Source organism: Aristaeella lactis, from assembly GCF_018118585.1.
In the GTDB taxonomy this organism is placed as follows: Bacteria; Bacillota; Clostridia; order Christensenellales; family Aristaeellaceae; genus Aristaeella; species Aristaeella lactis.
This window is the reverse complement of sequence record NZ_CP069421.1, coordinates 1,627,655-1,645,466: the sequence shown is the minus strand read 5'-3', so window position 1 is coordinate 1,645,466 and position 17,812 is coordinate 1,627,655. Positions and strand designations below refer to the sequence as shown.

The following is a 17,812-nucleotide window of genomic DNA, read 5'->3' as shown; positions in this document are numbered from 1 at the left end:
AAAACAAGGACCTGCGGGCCGGCTGAAAAAGCCGGCCCGCTTTCTGTATCAAAGCAGAAGGAGAACAGGAAAACACAGGGAATGTTGCTTGACAGGGGAAAACCACAATCTTATAATAGTTTTTAGTGATTAACCACTATATTTTGTGGATAGAGAGGAAAATGCATATGAAATACCTGCTTGGGATTGACCTGGGTACGTCAGGTACAAAAACAGTATTGTTTGACCAGAACGGCAAGGGTATCTGCTCCGCGACAGTGGAGTATCCGATGTATCAGCCGCAGAACGGCTGGGCAGAGCAGGATCCCAAGGACTGGTATAATGCCGCGGTCAGCACCATCCGTACAGTGCTGACAAAGAGCGGCGTCGCGAAAGAAGACGTTGTTTCCCTCGGTATCAGCGGACAGATGCACGGCCTGGTGATGCTGGATGAAAAAGACGAAGTCATCCGTCCCTCCATCATCTGGTGCGACCAGCGTACCGCCAAAGAATGCGAAGAGATTACCGCCAAGGTCGGTTATGACAACCTGATCAGGATCACGGCCAACCCCGCACTGCCGGGCTTCACCCTTTCCAAGCTGATCTGGGTGCGGAACCATGAGCCGGAAAACTACGCGAAATGCAAGCACGTGCTGCTGCCCAAGGACTATGTCCGCTTCATGCTGACAGGCGACTTCGCCACAGAGGTTTCCGATGCCAGTGGCATGCAGATGCTGGACGTTCCGAACCGCTGCTGGAGCGATGAACTGCTTGGCATCCTGGATATCGACAAGAACCTGCTGGCCAAGGTATATGAGAGTTGCGAAGTGACCGGCCACATTTCCGCAAAGGCTGCGGAACTGACCGGACTGAGCGAGGATACACTGGTGGTCGGCGGTGCCGGAGACAACGCGGCCGCTGCCGTGGGTACCGGTGTTGTGGAAGACGGCAAGGCCTTCACGACCATCGGAACGAGCGGTGTTGTGTTCGCCCATACCGATAAGCTGGCGATCGACCCGAAAGGCCGTGTGCATACATTCTGCTGCGCGGTTCCCGGTGCGTGGCATGTGATGGGTGTTACCCAGGCTGCCGGCCTGAGCCTGAAATGGTTCCGGGATAACTTCTGCGGCGCTGAAAAGATCACCGCTGAAGCCATGGGTGTGGATACCTATGAACTGACCAATCAGGAAGCGGCCCAGAGCCCCATCGGCGCCAACAAGCTGATCTACGCGCCGTACCTGATGGGCGAGCGGACTCCTCATCTGGACAGTGACTGCCGCGGCATCTTCTTCGGCCTGAGCGCTATGCATCAGCGCAGGGACCTGCTCCGTGCGGTTATGGAAGGTGTCACCTACAGTCTGAACGACTGCCTGGGTGTGCTGGCCGGAATGGGCGTTGCTCCCGAAACAATGCTGGCCTGCGGCGGCGGCGGAAAGAGCCCGCTGTGGCGCCAGATGCTGGCTGATGTGATGAACTGCCCCGTGGCCACCACCGTGAATACGGAAGGTCCGGCACTGGGCGTGGCGATCCTGGCGGGCGTCGGCGCAGGACTGTACGGCAGTGTACAGGAAGCCTGCAGGGCTATGATCCATGTGAATCCCGCCCAGGAACCGATTGCTGAGAACGTGCCGAAGTATGCGAAAGTATACGAAGTATTCAAGAAGCTCTATACGGCGAACAAGGAACTGTACAAGGACCTGGGGTCAATCGAATAATGAACAATTAACAATGAACAATGAACAATTGTTTGTTAACCACGATAACGTCCGAAAGATATCAGTGGAGGGATGATTTATGAAGTGTCAGTACTGCAGCTGCCTCGACAGCAAGGTGATTGACTCCCGGCCTACGGATGACGGAAACAGTATCCGGCGCAGAAGAGAGTGCACCAACTGCGGAAGACGGTTTACGACCTACGAGAAAGTTGAACTCAGTCCCCTGTTTGTGGTGAAGCGGGATGGCCGTCGTGAAAGCTTTGACAGCCAGAAGATCAAGGCCGGTATCCTGCACGCCTGTGACAAACTGCCGGTGAGCATGCAGCAGATCGATGACATCGTTACCCGGGTTGAGCAGAAAGCCTATGCCACGATGGACGGGGAGATCCCTTCCGAAAAGATCGGCGATATGGTCATGACGGAACTGAAGAACCTTAATGATGTAGCGTATGTGCGGTTTGCCGCGGTGTACCGGAAGTTTACGGACGTCGGAACCTTCATGAACGAACTGAAGAAGCTCGTTGATGAGAAAATGTGAAGTTAATCCGGAATATATCAGTCCGGATTAATGATGGGAAGCTAAAAAAACAAGATATGGAGGAACCGTAATATGATTTTCAGCTGGATTATCAAGATTGCTCTGTGGGCCCTGGCCGGTTTCGCTGCCAGCAAGATTATGAAGGGCCGTCCGGACGGACTGCTCAGCAACATCCTGCTGGGCCTGGTCGGCGGTGTTGTCGGCAACCTGCTGTTCAGCCTGATCGGACTGGACTCCATTAACGGCATCGGAAACATCATTGTTTCCGTGATTGGTGCCTGCGCGGTCCTGTTCTGCGTAAAGAAGTTTGCGAAGTAAGAAGCAAGGTAAAAAGTCCGCTGCATTCTGCAGCGGACTTTTTTCAATTAACAATGAGATCTCTCCGCGCGGCCATAAATGGCCTTGGTCGAGATGACATCAAGAGGGGGAAAAGAGATCTCTCCACGCGGCCATAAATGGCCTTGGTCGAGATGACAACGAGAGGGAGAAAAGAAAAGTTAATAGTCATGGATGACATAGAGTCGCTGCGTTGTTCCCGTCACACGTTTTTTCAGTGATGTGAGCAGGATGATTGCAGACTAAGAAAAAGCCCCTCTGCATAGAAGCAGAGGGGCTTGATAAGAATCAAGGATTATTCATCGTCCGCACGGAAAGCGTAGATCGTGGTGGTGTCGTATTTCTCTCCGGGACGAAGAATGGTTGTGCCGGGGAAGTTGGGATGATTGGGATCATCCGGGCAGTGCTGGGTCTCGAGGCAGAAACCGGAGTAGTGGCCGTAGTCAGCGCCGTCCTTGCCGCCTTTGATATCTGTGGTGCAGGCGGTGTAAAGCTGAATGGCGGGCTGGTCGGTCAGCACTTCCATGTAGCGGCCGGTTTCTTCATGGTAAACGCTGGCCGCGGCTCCCATGACCTCACCCTTGCGGAGAACGAAGTTGTGATCGTATCCGCCGGCGGGAATCATCTGGGGGCAGGTTTCATAAACTTCCAGGCCTTCCTCCAGCAGCAGGCCGTCACGCAGGTCCAGGGGCGTGCCGACAACGGGCATATAATCGCCGGTGGGGATCAGGCCCTTATCCACCTTGGTGATGACATCGGCATCGATGGCGACTTCATGATCCTTGACGGTGCCGTGCTTATGGCCGCCCAGGTTGAAATAAGTATGGTTTGTCAGGTTGCAGAGGGTGGGCTTGTCGGTAGTGGCTTCGTACCGGATGATCAGGTCGCACATATCATTCCAGGTGAAGGTAACGGTCACATCCAGGTTGCCGGGATAGTTTTCCTCACCATCGGGAGAGATCCGGTGGAAGGACACGGAATCCTCATGTTCACCCTCTTTGGGAGTGCCGGTCCAGAAGTGAGCGGCAAAGCCCACGTTTCCGCCATGCAGGTGATTGATGCCATTGTCATTCAGGGCAACCTGGTAAGCTTTTCCATCGATGGTGAACTTACCGGCGCCGATTCGGTTGCCATAGCGGCCGACGGTATCGCCGAAGCAGCCATGGGGTCCGATATAGCGGTCCAGGGAATCAAAACCAAGGGCAATATCATCCATGTTGCCGCCGGCATCCGGAACGATAATGGAGGTGACGATGGCGCCCCATTCCATAACCGAGACGGACGCTCCCATGCTGTTGGTCATGGTGAACTTATGAACATCTTTGCCTTTCGGGGATTTTCCCCACACTTCTGTTTTGATGGACATAATAATCCTCCTTATGGGGTTTTCCGATCGCTCCGTACCATTATCGGCTGTTGATCGCAGCCGGGGAAAGAAGGCGATTTAAGACCCGTTTATTAAGATTTGGAATCCGTTTCCATTGTAAGAGATTCAGGTGGATTGTCAAGTATCGGCCCTGTTTCGAGAACAGAGAGTTTGCGCTGGATCGTGCGGGATTTTGTAACCGCGGAATCAATGGATTCACCTGCCTGGTCCAGACGGCGGCGGGTGTTCTCCAGCATTTCAGCAAAGCGGGTGAAATCCTTTTTGATCTCACCCAGCAGGAGCCAGACTTCGCCGGAACGCTTTTCGATGGCCAGTGTACGGAAACCCATCTGCAGGGCGTTGAGCATAGCGGCCAGCGTTCCGGGACCCGCAATGACAACCCGGTAATCCCGCTGCAGTGTCTCCACCAGTTCCGGTGTCTGGAGCGCTTCGGAATAGAGGCCCTCCACGGGCAGGAACATGATGGCAAAGTCTGTGGTATGGGGCGGGGAAATATACTTTTCAGCGATCTTCTTTGATTCGGATTTCAGACGCTGAATCAGCGCCTTCCGGGCGGCTTCAGCACCGGCAGCATCTCCCTGCTGAGACGCGTCCGACAGGCGGATATAGTCCTCCTGGGGGAACTTGCTGTCCACGGGGAGATAGATCGTGTTTCCACCCTGATCCGGCAGGCAGATGGCGAATTCCACACGTTCCGCTGAACCGGGAACGACAGTGACATTTTCCTCGTACTGGCCGGGAGCAAGCGTCTGACGGATCAGGTTGCCCAGCTGCATTTCTCCCCAGATACCACGCGTCTTGACATTGGTCAGGACCTTTTTCAGGTCACCTACGCCTGAAGCCAGGGTATGCATCTCACCCAGGCCTTTATAGACTGATTCCAGCCGTTCGCTGACCTGGGCAAAGGATTGATCCAGCTTTTTATCCAGGCTTTCCGAAAGGCGGGCATCTACGGTTTTGCGCATCTCAGAGAGCTGACGCTCGTTTTCCAGGCGGAGATCATTGATCTTCTCCTCCTGGTTGCGGGTGGAAAGGAGCACCTGGCGCTGCATGCTTTCCAGCAGGGTGGACTGACCCTGACCCATCTGGGAAAGCGTGGTCATCAGGGACTGGTTGGCTTCATACAGCGATTTTGCCGCCTCATCATGCTGGGCATCCAGTTCATCCAGAAGCTTGTTGCCCAGGTTGACCAGACCGTGCTCCTGGGTCAGTTTGTCACGCTCCTGTTTATGGTCAAGCGCAGACTGCCTGACCAGGAGAATGATCAGGAGCAGGAGACACAGAACCAGGAGAAGGGGAGTAATTAATTCATAAGTCATATTATCAAGGGATCCCTCGACTACGCTCGGGATGACAATGAAGGCACAGCCTTCATTGCGGCCAATATGTGAAGTTGACAGGATTACATATCACGGCGGCCTTCAAGCGCCTTATAGAGAGTGACCTCGTCCGTGTACTCCAGATCGCCGCCGACGGGGACGCCGTGGGCGATGCGGGTACATTTGACGTTCATCGGCTTCAGAAGGCGCGCGATATACGTCGCGGTAGCCTCGCCCTCCACGTCCGGGTTGGTCGCGAGAATGACCTCGTTGACCTCTTCTGTTCCAAGACGGGCAAGCAGCTCCCGGATATGGATATCATCCGGGCCGATGCCTTCCATCGGTGAAAGCGTGCCATGAAGGACGTGATACAGGCCGTGGTATTCATGCATCCGCTCCAGGGCGGCCACATCCCGGGGGTCACGGACCACGCAGATCTGTCCATTGTGACGGGCGGGATCCGCGCAAATGGGACAGGCATCCCCCGTGGCATAGTTGCCGCAGGTTTCACAGAAACGGATCGCCTTACGGCCCTCCCAGAGGGCAACGGAAAGCGCACGGACGTTTTCCTGCGGCTGAGAAGCCAGGAAATACGCCAGCCTCTGGGCTGTCTTGGGTCCGATGCCCGGCAGCTTGGCCAGTTCCATGGCCATTGCCGCAATCGGTTCAAACTGACTGCTCATCTCAGAACAGACCGCCCATTCCGGGAGCCATACGGCTCATCGTGGTTTCGCGGGCTTCCTCGCCCTTGCGAAGCGCTTCGTTGACCGCAGCCATGATCAGGTCCTGCAGCATTTCGATATCATCAGGATCCACAACCTGGGGATCGATGGTGATGGAAGTCAGTTCACGCTTGCCGCTGACTTTGACGGAAACCATTCCGCCGCCGGAGGCCGCTTCGTATTCCGCCTCATCGAGACGTTCCTGGGCTTCCTGCATCTGCTGCTGCATTTTCTGAGCCTGACGCATGAGCTGCTGCATGTTGGCGCCTCCGCCGAAGCCGCCGAAATTCTGTCTTGCCATTGTGATAATCCTCCTAAATCAATTCATAATTCATAATGCATAATGCATAATTGATACCGTGACGGCATTATACCATATCCGGGGTTTCCGGTTCCTGAGTTTCCGGGGTTTCCTGCGTTTCCACAGACGTTATGCCGGTGACGATGTCGTCCAGGATCGCCATGACGTAGGGCATTCCCTTGCCGGAACGGTTCTGGAGCAGGATATCATCCCGTGAAAGCTTGCTGAGCGGACTGCGTGCCTGGCTGATCAGCAAGCTGCAGGACTTATCACGGTTGATGCGGCAGACACCGGCGATATTCCGGCCATTGGAACCGTTCTTGTTGAAGTAGAAACACCTGACACCCTTACCGGCGCGGTTCTGGGGTTCGAAGTCCAGCTGCGGAATGCGCTTGGCCCAGCCGCGTTCAGAGAAGAGGACGAGTTCATCGGTTTCCTCCAGCTGGCTGACCCAGAGCACTTCGTCTCCGCTTTCCACACTCATGCCTTTGACGCCTGTGGCGATCCGGCCCTGAACAGGTACGGTGGACAGGGGAAAACGGATGCTCATGCCACCCCGGGTAACGAAGAGCAGATCGCCTTCACCGGAGGCGGAAAGGATTGTGAGCAGGGAATCACCCTTCTTCAGGGAAAGCGTGGGATACTTACGGCTGCGCACATCGTAATCCGCAGCGGCCGTACGCTTGATCATACCGTTCTTTGTGATGAAAAGGAAGTCCGGCAGGTCTTTCACCTTCGCGGGATCGCTTGTGAGCATGAGCAGGGGCAGTTCATTTTCCTCAATGCCCATCAGCACACCGGAAAGGAGCTGACCGCGGTCCTTCGGTTTACATTCCGCGATCTTTCCCACATTGACGGGATAACAGTTGCCAAGGTTGGTGAAGATGTACAGGTTTTCGGCTGTGGTGGTCGGGAGCAGCCAGCGGGCACTTTCCGACGGATTCTCTTCCGCTGTGGGAAGGGGAGTGCGCTTCAGCTGGGCCGGGGAGACCCGTTTCAGGTAGCCGCCTTCGGTAAAGACCAGCGCCGCGTCTTCCGGTTCGGGCGTATTGTCCGGCAGTTCAACCTGGACATCTTCCGGCACTTCCAGCGTGGTCCGGCGGTCATTGGCGAACTCTTCCGCAATGGCTTCCATTTCCTTACGGATGACTTCGTTCAGCTTTTTGCCGCTCTTCAGGATTCCTTCCAGGCGGGAGATCAGCTTCAGGACATCGGCGTATTCTTTTCGAAGGGCTTCGACTTCCAGGTTGGTCAGGCGCTGCAGGCGCATATCGAGGATGGCCTGGGCCTGGATCTCACTGAGGGCGAAGCGCTCCATGAGGCCGATACGGGCTTCCTTTGGGCTCTTGCTCGCGCGGATCAGGGCGATGACTTCGTCCAGGTTGTCCAGGGCGATCATCAGGCCTTCGAGGACATGGGCGCGGGCTTTGGCCTGCTTCAGCTCGTATTCGGTACGGCGGGTGACAACCTGCTTCTGGTAGTCAATATAGCTGGAAATCAGTTCCTTGAGGCCCAGCAGCTTCGGCTTGCCGCCGACGATGGCGACCATGTTGACGCCAAAGGTGACCTGCAGGTCGGAATACTTGTAGAGGTAAGACAGGGTCCGCATGGGATCCACATCGCGCTTGAGCTCGATAACCGCGCGCATACCGGTACGGTCGCTCTCATCGCGGATGTCATAGATGCCGCCAAGGGCGACTTTCTTGTCTTCACTCAGCTTCTGGATCTTCTCCAGCATGGCAGCCTTATTGACCTGGTAGGGGATCTCTGTGATCACCAGGAGCTTGCGGCCGGAAGCACCGTCCTCCACATGCACGCGGGCACGGAGGGTCAGCTTGCCTTTGCCGGTCTCATAGCCGCGGCGGATTTCCTCATTGCAAAGCAGGACGCCGCCGGTGGGGAAGTCCGGTCCCGGAAGAATCTTCATCAGGTCGTCCAGGGAAATATCGGGATCCTCCATCTGGGCAACAACGGCACGGACCGCTTCGCCCAGATTGTGGGTGGGAATGTTTGTCGCCAGGCCGACCGCGATACCGTTGGCGCCGTTCACCAGGAGGTTCGGGAAACGGGCGGGCAGCATGTCGGGCTCTTTCAGGGTATCATCGAAATTCAGACGGAAGGGCACGGTGTCCTTCTCGATATCCCGGAGCATTTCCATGGCCAGGGGCGTCATCCTTGCTTCGGTATAACGCATGGCAGCGGCACCGTCTCCGTCAATGGAACCGAAGTTGCCGTGGCCGTCCACCATGGGGCAGCGCATGGAAAAATCCTGCGCCATATGAACAAGGGCACCGTAGACAGAGGAGTCTCCGTGGGGATGATACTTACCGAGACAGTCACCGACGATACGGGCACATTTCCGGTGGGGCTTGTCCGGCGTGGTACCCAGTTCCATCATGGTATAGAGGATACGGCGCTGAACGGGCTTGAGACCGTCTTCCACGCGGGGAAGGGCGCGCTCCAGGATAACGTGTTCAGCATAGGGCATCATGCTGTTGTGCATGACGTCTTCCATGTTGATATCCAGTATGCGGGAAGGATCGTCTTTCACGATGGGCTTTTCAGGCTCTTTACGCTTTGCCATGATTTACTGCCCTCCTTCCTGCACGCTGTGGCCATCCAGCTCGGCATCGAACGTGTCGGCTTTGTTGAAGTCAGCATGCTCACTGATGTAATCGCGGCGGGGCTCGACCTTGTCTCCCATGAGGACGGTGGTGAGGCGGTCCGCCAGGGCAGCGTCCTCAATTCCGACGCGCATGAGCTTGCGCTGGGACGGATCCATGGTGGTTTCCCAAAGCTGTTCCGGGTTCATTTCACCCAGTCCTTTATACCGCTGCAGGGTATATCCCTTGCCCACGGAGCGGGTGGCTTTCGCAAGCTCCTTGTCATCATAGGCGTAGATTACCTTCTGGCCCTTCTGGATCTTATAAAGGGGCGGCATGCCGATGTACACATGCCCGCCGGTGATCAGGTCCTTCATATAGCGGAAGAAGAAGGTGAGCAGGATGGCCCGGATGTGGGCACCGTCCTGGTCTGCATCGGAAAGGATGATGACTTTTCCGAATTTGAGGTTGTCCAGGGTGAAGCCTTCATCAATACCGGTTCCAAGGGCTGTGATGATGCTGCGGAATTCCTCGTTGGCGAGCACCTGGTCCAGGTGCTTCTTCTCAACGTTCAGCGGTTTGCCGCGGAGGGGCAGGATGGCCTGGAAACGGCGGTCGCGGCCCTGCTTGGCACTGCCGCCTGCGGAATCGCCTTCCACGATGAAGAGCTCGTTATCCTCCCAGTGACGGCCGGTGCAGCTGGAGAGCTTACCGACCAGGGGAGCGGCCTCCAGCTGGCTGGCTTTGCGGATGTTATCCCGCGTCTTGCGGGCAGCTTCCCGTGCCTGGGCGGCACGCATCGCCTTGGATACGATGGCGTTGGCTACTTCCTGGTTTTTCAGGTTATCCAGCCAGTCCAGCAGCTGCTGGGTGACAATAGCTTCCACGGCGGGGCGGACTTCGCTGTTGCCGAGGCGGCCCTTGGTCTGGCCTTCGAACTGGGGATTCTTGACCATGGTGGTCAGTACACAGGTCAGGCCCTCACGGAAATCCTCACCGGCCAGGTTGTTGTCCTTTTCTTTCAGGAGGCCGACGCGGCGGGCATAATCGTTAAAGCACTTGGTGAAGGCGGATTTAAAGCCGGCTTCGTGGGTGCCGCCTTCCGGCGTGTTGATATTGTTGACATAGGAGAAGAGGCTTTCGGTGTAGCCGTCGGTATACTGGATCGCGGCACGGCAGATGACCGTGTCCCGTTTGCCTTCGATATAGATGATGTCTTCCTGAAGAGCGTTTTTGCCGGCATTGAGGTACCGGACGTAATCGGAGATGCCGCCGTCATAGCAGAAGACGCGGGTGCGGTTTTCCGCTTCAGCGATCCGCTCATCCGTGAAGGTGATGCGAATTCCGCGGTTCAGGTAGGCCAGCTCCTGCAGGCGGCGGGCAACCGTTTCAGTCTGGAAACGGACGTCCTCAAAGATCTCATCATCCGGCAGGAAACGGACCAGGGTGCCCTTCTTCCGGGTGTTGCCGAGCACTTCAAGCGGACCTTCGGGTTTGCCGGCATGGATTTTGCCCGTGACAGGATCCACCGTGCTGGTGAAGGCCATGCGGTAATGGGTCCAGTTAAGGAAAACATCGACGGTGAGCCACTTGCTCAGGGCATTGACGACGCTGGCGCCAACACCGTGGAGACCGCCGGAATAATCGTAATTCTCACTGTTGAACTTGCCGCCGGCATGCAGGACGGTGAAGATGACTTCAACACCGGGTTTGTGCATGGTCGGATGATCGTCCACGGGCATGCCGCGGCCGTTGTCATACACACTGGCGGAACCGTCTTTATGGAGGGTGACGGAGACCTCTGAGGCAAAGCCGTTGGATGCCTCATCGATAGCGTTGTCCACGATCTCCCACAGGAGATGATGCAGACCGCGGGAAGAGGTGGTACCGATATACATGCCGGGACGCATACGAACGGCTTCCAGGCCTTCGAGAACCTGAATATTCCCGGCATTATAGGTTTGGGATGCCATGGGTTCACTCCTTTGGGGCTTTCACCGGAAAGGCCCGAATGATGACAGTATATTATACCATAAAATGTGCCTGAAAAGAAAGGGGAACACTAGATTTTGTAAATGCTGAAGCATTTACAAAATCAATGAAATATGTGTCCGCAGGCGGACACATGTGAAATATTGAACGGCAAAGCCGTTCAATGTGAAATATCCTGCTTCGCAGGATGTGAAATATTCGCCCGTAAACGGGCGAATGTGACAGTTGGTTTTATCTGCCGGACAGAGAGAAACATTGATTATGAAAGCCTTATGACTGCTGGAGACACATAAAAATCAATGAAATATGCGTCCGCAGGCGGACACATGTGAAATATTCGCCTGTAAACGGGCGAATGTGATGATTACTTTGGAACTAATGATGCCTAAACTGCGTCTATAGAGCAGTTCAGGAATCAGGGAGGTGAGGAAATGAGGAGCTTTTTCGCTGAGAGAGGAAAGATAAGCCGGGCCATTTTATCGGATGAGTCATTTATTTGGAAAAACGCGGGGCATATAATACGGTCAGGATGAGGGAGAAAAACCAAAATCCTGATCTGCAGACCATACGGGAACAAAGGAGGAATGTGAATCGTTGAAGGTATGGAGCTCAGCCGCCTGAAGCGAAGGCGCGGTTGACATGTATACGAAAAAAAGGGATAATAATTTCGTATACGATGAAGGAGGACATGCTGCTCATGAAGCGCATTTTGTGCATTATACTTGCCCTGGGCCTGCTGGCCGGAACCGTTTCTTTTGCTTATGCGGAAGAGGATGAAATCCAGTTTACCGACGAAGAGCTGAAAGAGATGGAAGAAGAGGAACAACAGGCTGAAAACTACATTGAAGCCGACGTCCAGGGTGAGGTGTACCATGAAAAGACCCGGGAAGATTTCGATATGAACTCTCCCGCACTGTACAGAGCCAAAATACGGTCGGATTTCAACGGCATGATCTACTCTGAAAAGTGGAAAACCGAGAAAGACATCACTTCCAAGATGAAGCTGCTGGACGCCAGGGGCAAAAAGGTTGACATCCTGTATGTGGGCCTGATCTGGTTCATCGTCCGGCGGGACAACGTTATCGGGTATGTCAGACGGCAGCAGATCGCCAAGAGCGATATTGAGGCGGTTGATCCGGTCAACACCCCGCCGTTCAACGTGCAGAAACACACCTATATCGCCAAAACCGCGACGACCTGCCATGTCCGGAAGAGCATGACGCCTTCCAAAGGTGACGGGGATGACGGAAACAACTGGGTTATCCTGAATCCCGGTACGGAACTGAGCATCTGGAAGTTCTACAACGGCTGGGCTATGGTGAACTACTGGCGTGAATACGGCTATATCGATCCCAACGAACTGACGGACCTGATCCCTGTTTCCCCAACGGATGAGGAACTGTTCCCTGACAGCCCCATCGCGGCCTATACCAGTTACTATAAGATGACAAAGGATCAGACCAACCAGAACCGGATCCATAACATTAAAACCGGATGCAAATATATCTCCCAGGTGCTGCAGCCCGGTGAACGGCTGGACGCGAACAAGGCCATGGGCCCTTACAACGGCGGCAAAGGTTATAAACAGGCCGGCGTTCTGACCGCCGGAACATCCAAACTGGGTTACGGCGGCGGCACCTGCCAGGTTTCCAGCACGCTGTACAACGCGATCATCCAGCTGCCGGACATTGAGATCAACCATCGCAGGCCGCACGGCGGAAACGGTGCGTCCTACCTGCCGATCCACTGTGACGCGGCTGTAGGCAATCCGGAACTGAACCTGATCTTTACCAACTGCTACGATTTCCCCATCCGGGTGCTTGGAACATCCAGCGATGACGGCGCCCTGTTGATGAGGATCTACCGCTACCACGGGGAAGATACGGAAAACACAGAAGAATAACAAATAACCATATACAATCATTACAGGAGGAAAGAATATGAACTCAGTACTTGGCATTCTGGTCGCACTGATAATGGCTTTTTCTTCCATCGGGGGAACCCCTGTACAAACTGAGGGACCTGTGTCCTTCGACGCAAAGATCAGCCTGGACGCGCAGTCCCTGCTGAACCTGGCCGGTGCCGGAGCGAGTGTTCCGGAAGAAACTGAAAAGACAATAACGGTCGTGAGCGACATCCTGGACGCGCTTACCGTGAAGGGTGTTGCGGATAAGGACGCGGGCGAGATCAACCTGTATGCCGGAAACGACCTGCTGCTTTCCCTTGGCGCCAGGAACACGGAAGAGGGAATGCGGATCGCCAGCTCGCTGCTCGGCAGCCAGGTAATCCTCATTTCCGCTGAGATGATGCAGGCCTCGCGGCAGCAGATAATGGCCAGTGCCCAGGGCATGAATCTCCAGGCACTGGTGGACGCGCTGAAGAACCTGGACGAGGAACAGCTCAAAAAGGACTACATTGAGATCTGCGGAAATATTGTCAAGGCCGTGGAAGAGAAAAAGGGTGAAACAGAGAACGGCTCTTTCACCGTGGACGGCCTGACCTTTACCGCCAAGACGCCTGTAAACATCACCTACACGGAACTGATGACCGTTACCCTGAACGGCCTGAAGGAACTGGTCACCAAGGATTATATGAAACCTGTCATCGAGGCGCTGAACAGTGATCAGGATCTTGCCTCCTCCATCGATGAATCGATTAAACGGCTGAACGACCAGCCCGAAGAGGAAAAACCGGAGCTGCAGGTTACTGCCTACTCAGATGAGAAGGGCAACACATACAATGTATATGATATGACCCAGGTCCAGAAAACAGAAGCGACGGAAACAGATACCGCGGAAACGGTGAACCTGCATCTGGGCAACGGTAAAGTTGACGGCCAGGATAAAGGCTGTCTCACCTTTACGATGAAAAAAGGCGGAGCCGATATGACCTGGACCCGCGCGGAAGACGGTTCTGTGAATGTCGCGGCGAAAGTGGACGACGGCAAAGACACCGCATATATCACATATGTCAAGGACAATGCCGGCAAGGCTGAAATGAACTGCAAGATCAAATCCGCCGGAACGGACGCGATGATCGTGGCCAAAACTGAACCGGCAGAGAATGAACGGACGCAGTATTCGATGGAAGTTTTCTTCGGAAACACCGAAAAAGCGCTGCTGACAATTACCGGCACCGCGGGCAAGGGCGGAGAAACCGTATCTGTGTTTGAAGGAGATGGAATCGGGGCCATTCCGGTTGAAAAGTTTTCAGATGGAGAGGACCAAACTTTTACCACCCAGATGACCATGACGCTGGCAACCAATGCCTTAAAGGCAATGAACACCCTGGTCAAGAACCTTCCGGATGAAAGTGCCGCATGGGTGAACAATCAGCTTACGCAGCTGATGAATCCCAAGACAAAGACGCCGTAAACATAAGAATACTCAAAGAGGAGAGAACTGATCTCTCCTCTTTCTCTGTTTCAGAACAGAACGAAAACAAGCGGAAACCCATCCGCCAAAAACAGGAAAACAGGATAATCCGGAACCGGCAGAGAAATTATACAGTATCCGATGACAGAAACGGAGTATATGAACATGAACAAAATAGCCAGCTTTCAGGTAAACCATCTGGACCTGCTGCCGGGACTTTACCTGTCCCGCCAGGACAGGCAGGATCAGTGCGCCGTGAGCACGTTTGACCTGCGTGTTACAGCGCCGAACCGGGAACCGGTCATGGACACACCCGCGATCCATACCATCGAGCACCTGGGCGCCACTTTCCTGCGGAACAGCAGCCGGAAAGAGGAAATCATCTATTTCGGACCCATGGGGTGCCGGACGGGGTTCTACCTGGTGGTTTTCGGCGATCAGACCGCGGAGGATGTATACCCGCTGGTGCTGGAAATGTGTGATTTTATCCTTGGGTTTGAGGGAGAAATCCCCGGAGCCAGGCCGGAGGAATGCGGCAACTGGTCAGAACAGAACCTGAATATGGCTAAGTATTATATCCGGCGCTACCGCAGTGAACTGACAGAGAACAAACGCACGCAGTATCCGGAATAAACCGGCCCGCAAAATGGGGAGCAGAGCGACAGAAAAGGGGTGCGGCCAGATGAAGAGAGACCGTGGCAGACGCAGGACAATCCTGTCGTTACTGCTTTGTGCTGTGCTGCTGTCGGGCAGTGTCAGCATGACCGCTGCTGAGGAATTATTCGTTGCCACACCCACTGACCTGGCCGTGGAAGAGGAACCTTTCAGGATGACAGAAACCCTGGAAGGAGCCCAAATAACCGTTACAGCCGAAGCCGGTGTTATTCCGGAAGGTTCCGCACTGACAGCGGCCCGGGCAGGCCATGCGGAGTTTGTACAGGCAGCTGAAGCCGCACTGAACATTGACCAGGACAGGGAGATTATCGCTTTCCATAAGGTTTACCGTATTTCAGGCGCTGAAATAAACGGAAACGCCCAAGTCAGGATTGACGATCCGGAATTGTCAGAACTGCAGATTCGTTATGCTGACGGCGAAGTCAGCGCCTTTGTCATGCGGTATGATGAGAGTGGACAGGCACTTCGGGACCGGGTAGTCCGGGTTCCGGCCAAAGTGAATATCCAGCGGAATACCGTGAGCTTTTCGATCAGCGGAACGGGCCTGTATGACGTGATCGCAGTTGTGCGGATGCCGGAACAGGAAGAAACGGTTCCGGAAGAGGAACATCCGGAACCTGTACAGAAAGAACCTGCCGCGGAGGAAGCGGAAGAGGAAGTGCCGGAAACGGAACCCGCGCAGGATGATGTGGTTCCGGAGGAGCCTGCTGACGAACTGCCAACTGCACAGGAGGCGGAGGAACCCGCTGTAACCGAACCGCAGCCTGTACAGCCTGAAGTGAACCAGGAGCCTGAACCCGTACAGCCGGAAACGGCAGTGGAACAGCCGGCAGCTGCAGCGTCACAGCCGGCAGAGGCAGCGAAAGAAACGCCTATACAGACGGCAGCCGATGAGGCCCCGGAACCCGCAAGGGAAGTGTTTGATCCGGAAGGAGCGACTGCTGAAACGGACAAGGTCCGTGCCTTTATTATCCGGTGTTACTGGCTGATCCTGGGCCGGGAACCGGACCAGACAGGAATGGCCTACTGGGAAGACAAACTGAAGAATAAAAACGCCACAGCGGCCGAGATCATATCGGGCTTTGTGGGAAGCACTGAGTTTTCCCGCATGCACAAATCTTCAGAAGAACTGATCGAGATCCTGTACAGGACCATGCTGAACCGCGCCTCAGATGAGACGGGAAGAAAGTACTGGAACAAGATCATTGCGGACGGAGCTTCCCTGAACCAGCTGGTCAACGGTTTCTGCGACTCCAATGAGTTTAAGGCGATCTGTTCCAGCTACGGCATAGAGAGCGGCTCGCTCGGAACCGGCGGAGCGGCGGAGCCTGTCGCCTTCAGCGAGCGGCAGATCGCGTTTGTGATCCGCTGTTACCGGCAGGCACTGAACCGGGAACCGGACGCGGGCGGACTGCAGTACTGGTGCAGAAAGCTGGCGACAAAGAAAGCCTCCTTTGCGGAAGTTGCTTCCGGCTTTGTCTTTTCCGATGAGATGAAAAATAAAAAGCTGGACAATGAAGCGTTCATCAAAATGCTGTACCGGCTGTACCTGGACCGGGAGGCGGAACCGGAAGGCCTGAAATACTGGAAACAGAAAATGAGCGAGGGGATGACGCGGGAACAGGTTAATGAAGGATTCGCCGAATCCCTGGAATTCGCAAACCTCGTATCGGTCTATGATCCCGAAACGGGAGCAGAACCGGAATACAACTACATCATTGTGCCGGATGAGACTTCCATGACCATCAACAACGGCGCGAAAGTCAAGGCGCAGGTCAGCCCGGAACTGGCGGAAGCCGGAACAAAACTGCAGTGGTCCAGCAGCGACAGCAAGATCTTTACCGTGAACCAGGAGGGAGAAATCCTGGGCTGTTATCCCGGTAAAGCGGTACTGCGCATTGCCGACGGGCAGAGCAAAGTGATCACGGAAATCACGGTTAACGTCATGCCCAATTACCGGGCCATCCTGTTCTCTGAGTCCACCTTTGCCGGTGGAGTGATCAAACGGAACAGGGGCGACGTCCGGCTGATGAAGAACATGCTGTCCACGGTGACCGCACCGGACGGCGGACAGTACAAGGTTTATTCCTATGACGACCTGGTCGCGAGTGAAGTATACCAGAAAATAAACCAGTGCCTGGTGGCACCTTCCCGGGATGGCGACGTATCCATCTTCTTCTTCGCGTCACACGGCGATTACCGGTCCACTTCCCAGCAATACGCGGGAAGACTCTGGTGCAAGAACAAGGCAACCTGGCTGGAACTGCCGGAACTGGCCCGCGTGCTTTCCAACGTCAAGGGCAAGGTGATCGTACTGCTGGAATCCTGCGGCCCCGGCGCGGCAATCCGTGAGTTCAGCAGCCTGGACGGCAGCACACAGAGCGAAGAGGGACCGGTTGACAATCAGAATATGACAGGTGCCGTAATCAGCGCGTTTGCGGCCGCGGATCCGGGACTGACTGAGTACCGGACGAGCCCCACCCCGTTCTTCCCGGACACCGCAGGAAGCGCCATGCTGGATGAAGCGGAAGCCGGCACAGCGGGCAGGTCATACGCGACGGAAGGAGCCGGGAATCTGTTCCTGACTGAAAAGTTTATTGTAATGACCGCTTCCGCGTACCTGCAGACTTCCTATTCCGCGGGCCAGGACGCCTGCAACCTTTTCCCCAAATGGCTGACCAAAGGCGTGGGGACAAGCGGTGCCATGCCGGCGGACACGGAATGCGGAAACAGCGACGGCAAGCTGACAGTGAATGAACTGTTCCAGTATGTTTACAAGCATACGATCTACCGTCAGACACCCCAGGTTTATCCCCAGAACAGCAGCTATGTGCTGTTCCTGAGAAAATGATGCAATAACGGAGACTGAAC

General features: G+C 55.1%; 13 protein-coding genes. 7 read left to right on the top strand and 6 right to left on the bottom strand.

What is annotated here, in order from left to right:
• Window positions 1-167 precede the first annotated feature (167 nt).
• From xylB to JYE50_RS07640, 3 genes are all read left to right on the top strand, one after another.
• Window positions 168-1,694 (top strand): xylulokinase, encoded by a 1,527-nt coding sequence (gene xylB, locus JYE50_RS07650; RefSeq protein WP_084096713.1) that lies wholly within the window; start codon window positions 168-170, stop codon window positions 1,692-1,694.
• Window positions 1,695-1,773: 79 nt separating this feature from the next.
• On the top strand, window positions 1,774-2,232 hold the full coding sequence (gene nrdR / locus JYE50_RS07645) for a transcriptional regulator NrdR (protein WP_084096714.1): 459 nt from the start codon (window positions 1,774-1,776) through the stop codon (window positions 2,230-2,232).
• A 72-nt stretch (window positions 2,233-2,304) separates the two neighbouring features.
• Window positions 2,305-2,550 (top strand): GlsB/YeaQ/YmgE family stress response membrane protein, encoded by a 246-nt coding sequence (locus JYE50_RS07640; protein WP_084096715.1) that lies wholly within the window; start codon window positions 2,305-2,307, stop codon window positions 2,548-2,550.
• 313 nt (window positions 2,551-2,863) lie between these two features.
• Here the strand turns inward: JYE50_RS07640 and JYE50_RS07635 are convergent, their stop codons facing one another.
• From JYE50_RS07635 to JYE50_RS07610, 6 genes are all read right to left on the bottom strand, one after another.
• Entirely contained in the window at window positions 2,864-3,934 is a 1,071-nt protein-coding gene (locus tag JYE50_RS07635) for an aldose epimerase family protein (protein ID WP_084096716.1), read from the bottom strand.
• 92 nt (window positions 3,935-4,026) lie between these two features.
• Window positions 4,027-5,274: a DNA recombination protein RmuC gene (locus JYE50_RS07630; RefSeq protein WP_084096717.1), complete on the bottom strand. Its 1,248-nt coding sequence runs from the start codon at window positions 5,272-5,274 to the stop codon at window positions 4,027-4,029.
• 83 nt (window positions 5,275-5,357) lie between these two features.
• Complete coding sequence (recR, locus tag JYE50_RS07625) at window positions 5,358-5,957, bottom strand: recombination mediator RecR (protein WP_084096718.1); 600 nt, start codon at window positions 5,955-5,957, stop codon at window positions 5,358-5,360.
• A gap of 1 nt (window position 5,958) precedes the next feature.
• On the bottom strand, window positions 5,959-6,297 hold the full coding sequence (locus tag JYE50_RS07620) for a YbaB/EbfC family nucleoid-associated protein (RefSeq protein WP_084096719.1): 339 nt from the start codon (window positions 6,295-6,297) through the stop codon (window positions 5,959-5,961).
• A 67-nt stretch (window positions 6,298-6,364) separates the two neighbouring features.
• The gene (locus JYE50_RS07615; protein WP_084096720.1) at window positions 6,365-8,881 is read right to left on the bottom strand and encodes a DNA gyrase/topoisomerase IV subunit A; all 2,517 of its coding nucleotides are present in this window, start codon (window positions 8,879-8,881) and stop codon (window positions 6,365-6,367) included.
• A 3-nt stretch (window positions 8,882-8,884) separates the two neighbouring features.
• The gene (locus tag JYE50_RS07610; RefSeq protein ID WP_084096721.1) at window positions 8,885-10,873 is read right to left on the bottom strand and encodes a DNA gyrase/topoisomerase IV subunit B; all 1,989 of its coding nucleotides are present in this window, start codon (window positions 10,871-10,873) and stop codon (window positions 8,885-8,887) included.
• A gap of 716 nt (window positions 10,874-11,589) precedes the next feature.
• On the opposite strand from JYE50_RS07610, the gene JYE50_RS07605 reads away from it, so the two are divergent.
• From JYE50_RS07605 to JYE50_RS07590, 4 genes are all read left to right on the top strand, one after another.
• Window positions 11,590-12,795, top strand: coding sequence for a VanW family protein (locus JYE50_RS07605; RefSeq protein ID WP_179138410.1), 1,206 nt, complete (start codon window positions 11,590-11,592; stop codon window positions 12,793-12,795).
• 37 nt (window positions 12,796-12,832) lie between these two features.
• Complete coding sequence (locus tag JYE50_RS07600) at window positions 12,833-14,266, top strand: hypothetical protein (protein ID WP_084096723.1); 1,434 nt, start codon at window positions 12,833-12,835, stop codon at window positions 14,264-14,266.
• A 165-nt stretch (window positions 14,267-14,431) separates the two neighbouring features.
• Entirely contained in the window at window positions 14,432-14,899 is a 468-nt protein-coding gene (locus tag JYE50_RS07595) for an S-ribosylhomocysteine lyase (protein ID WP_084096861.1), read from the top strand.
• 49 nt (window positions 14,900-14,948) lie between these two features.
• Entirely contained in the window at window positions 14,949-17,792 is a 2,844-nt protein-coding gene (locus JYE50_RS07590; RefSeq protein WP_179138411.1) for a DUF4214 domain-containing protein, read from the top strand.
• Window positions 17,793-17,812 lie beyond the last annotated feature (20 nt).

Excerpts from the sequence above, each read along its gene's own strand:
- xylB (WP_084096713.1), top strand. The coding sequence starts at position 168 with ATGAAATACCTGCTTGGGATTGACCTGGGTACGTCAGGTACAAAAACA.
- nrdR (WP_084096714.1), top strand. The coding sequence starts at position 1,774 with ATGAAGTGTCAGTACTGCAGCTGCCTCGACAGCAAGGTGATTGACTCC.
- JYE50_RS07640 (WP_084096715.1), top strand. The coding sequence starts at position 2,305 with ATGATTTTCAGCTGGATTATCAAGATTGCTCTGTGGGCCCTGGCCGGT.
- JYE50_RS07635 (WP_084096716.1), bottom strand. The coding sequence starts at position 3,934 with ATGTCCATCAAAACAGAAGTGTGGGGAAAATCCCCGAAAGGCAAAGAT.
- JYE50_RS07630 (WP_084096717.1), bottom strand. The coding sequence starts at position 5,274 with ATGACTTATGAATTAATTACTCCCCTTCTCCTGGTTCTGTGTCTCCTG.
- recR (WP_084096718.1), bottom strand. The coding sequence starts at position 5,957 with ATGAGCAGTCAGTTTGAACCGATTGCGGCAATGGCCATGGAACTGGCC.
- JYE50_RS07620 (WP_084096719.1), bottom strand. The coding sequence starts at position 6,297 with ATGGCAAGACAGAATTTCGGCGGCTTCGGCGGAGGCGCCAACATGCAG.
- JYE50_RS07615 (WP_084096720.1), bottom strand. The coding sequence starts at position 8,881 with ATGGCAAAGCGTAAAGAGCCTGAAAAGCCCATCGTGAAAGACGATCCT.
- JYE50_RS07610 (WP_084096721.1), bottom strand. The coding sequence starts at position 10,873 with ATGGCATCCCAAACCTATAATGCCGGGAATATTCAGGTTCTCGAAGGC.
- JYE50_RS07605 (WP_179138410.1), top strand. The coding sequence starts at position 11,590 with ATGAAGCGCATTTTGTGCATTATACTTGCCCTGGGCCTGCTGGCCGGA.
- JYE50_RS07600 (WP_084096723.1), top strand. The coding sequence starts at position 12,833 with ATGAACTCAGTACTTGGCATTCTGGTCGCACTGATAATGGCTTTTTCT.
- JYE50_RS07595 (WP_084096861.1), top strand. The coding sequence starts at position 14,432 with ATGAACAAAATAGCCAGCTTTCAGGTAAACCATCTGGACCTGCTGCCG.
- JYE50_RS07590 (WP_179138411.1), top strand. The coding sequence starts at position 14,949 with ATGAAGAGAGACCGTGGCAGACGCAGGACAATCCTGTCGTTACTGCTT.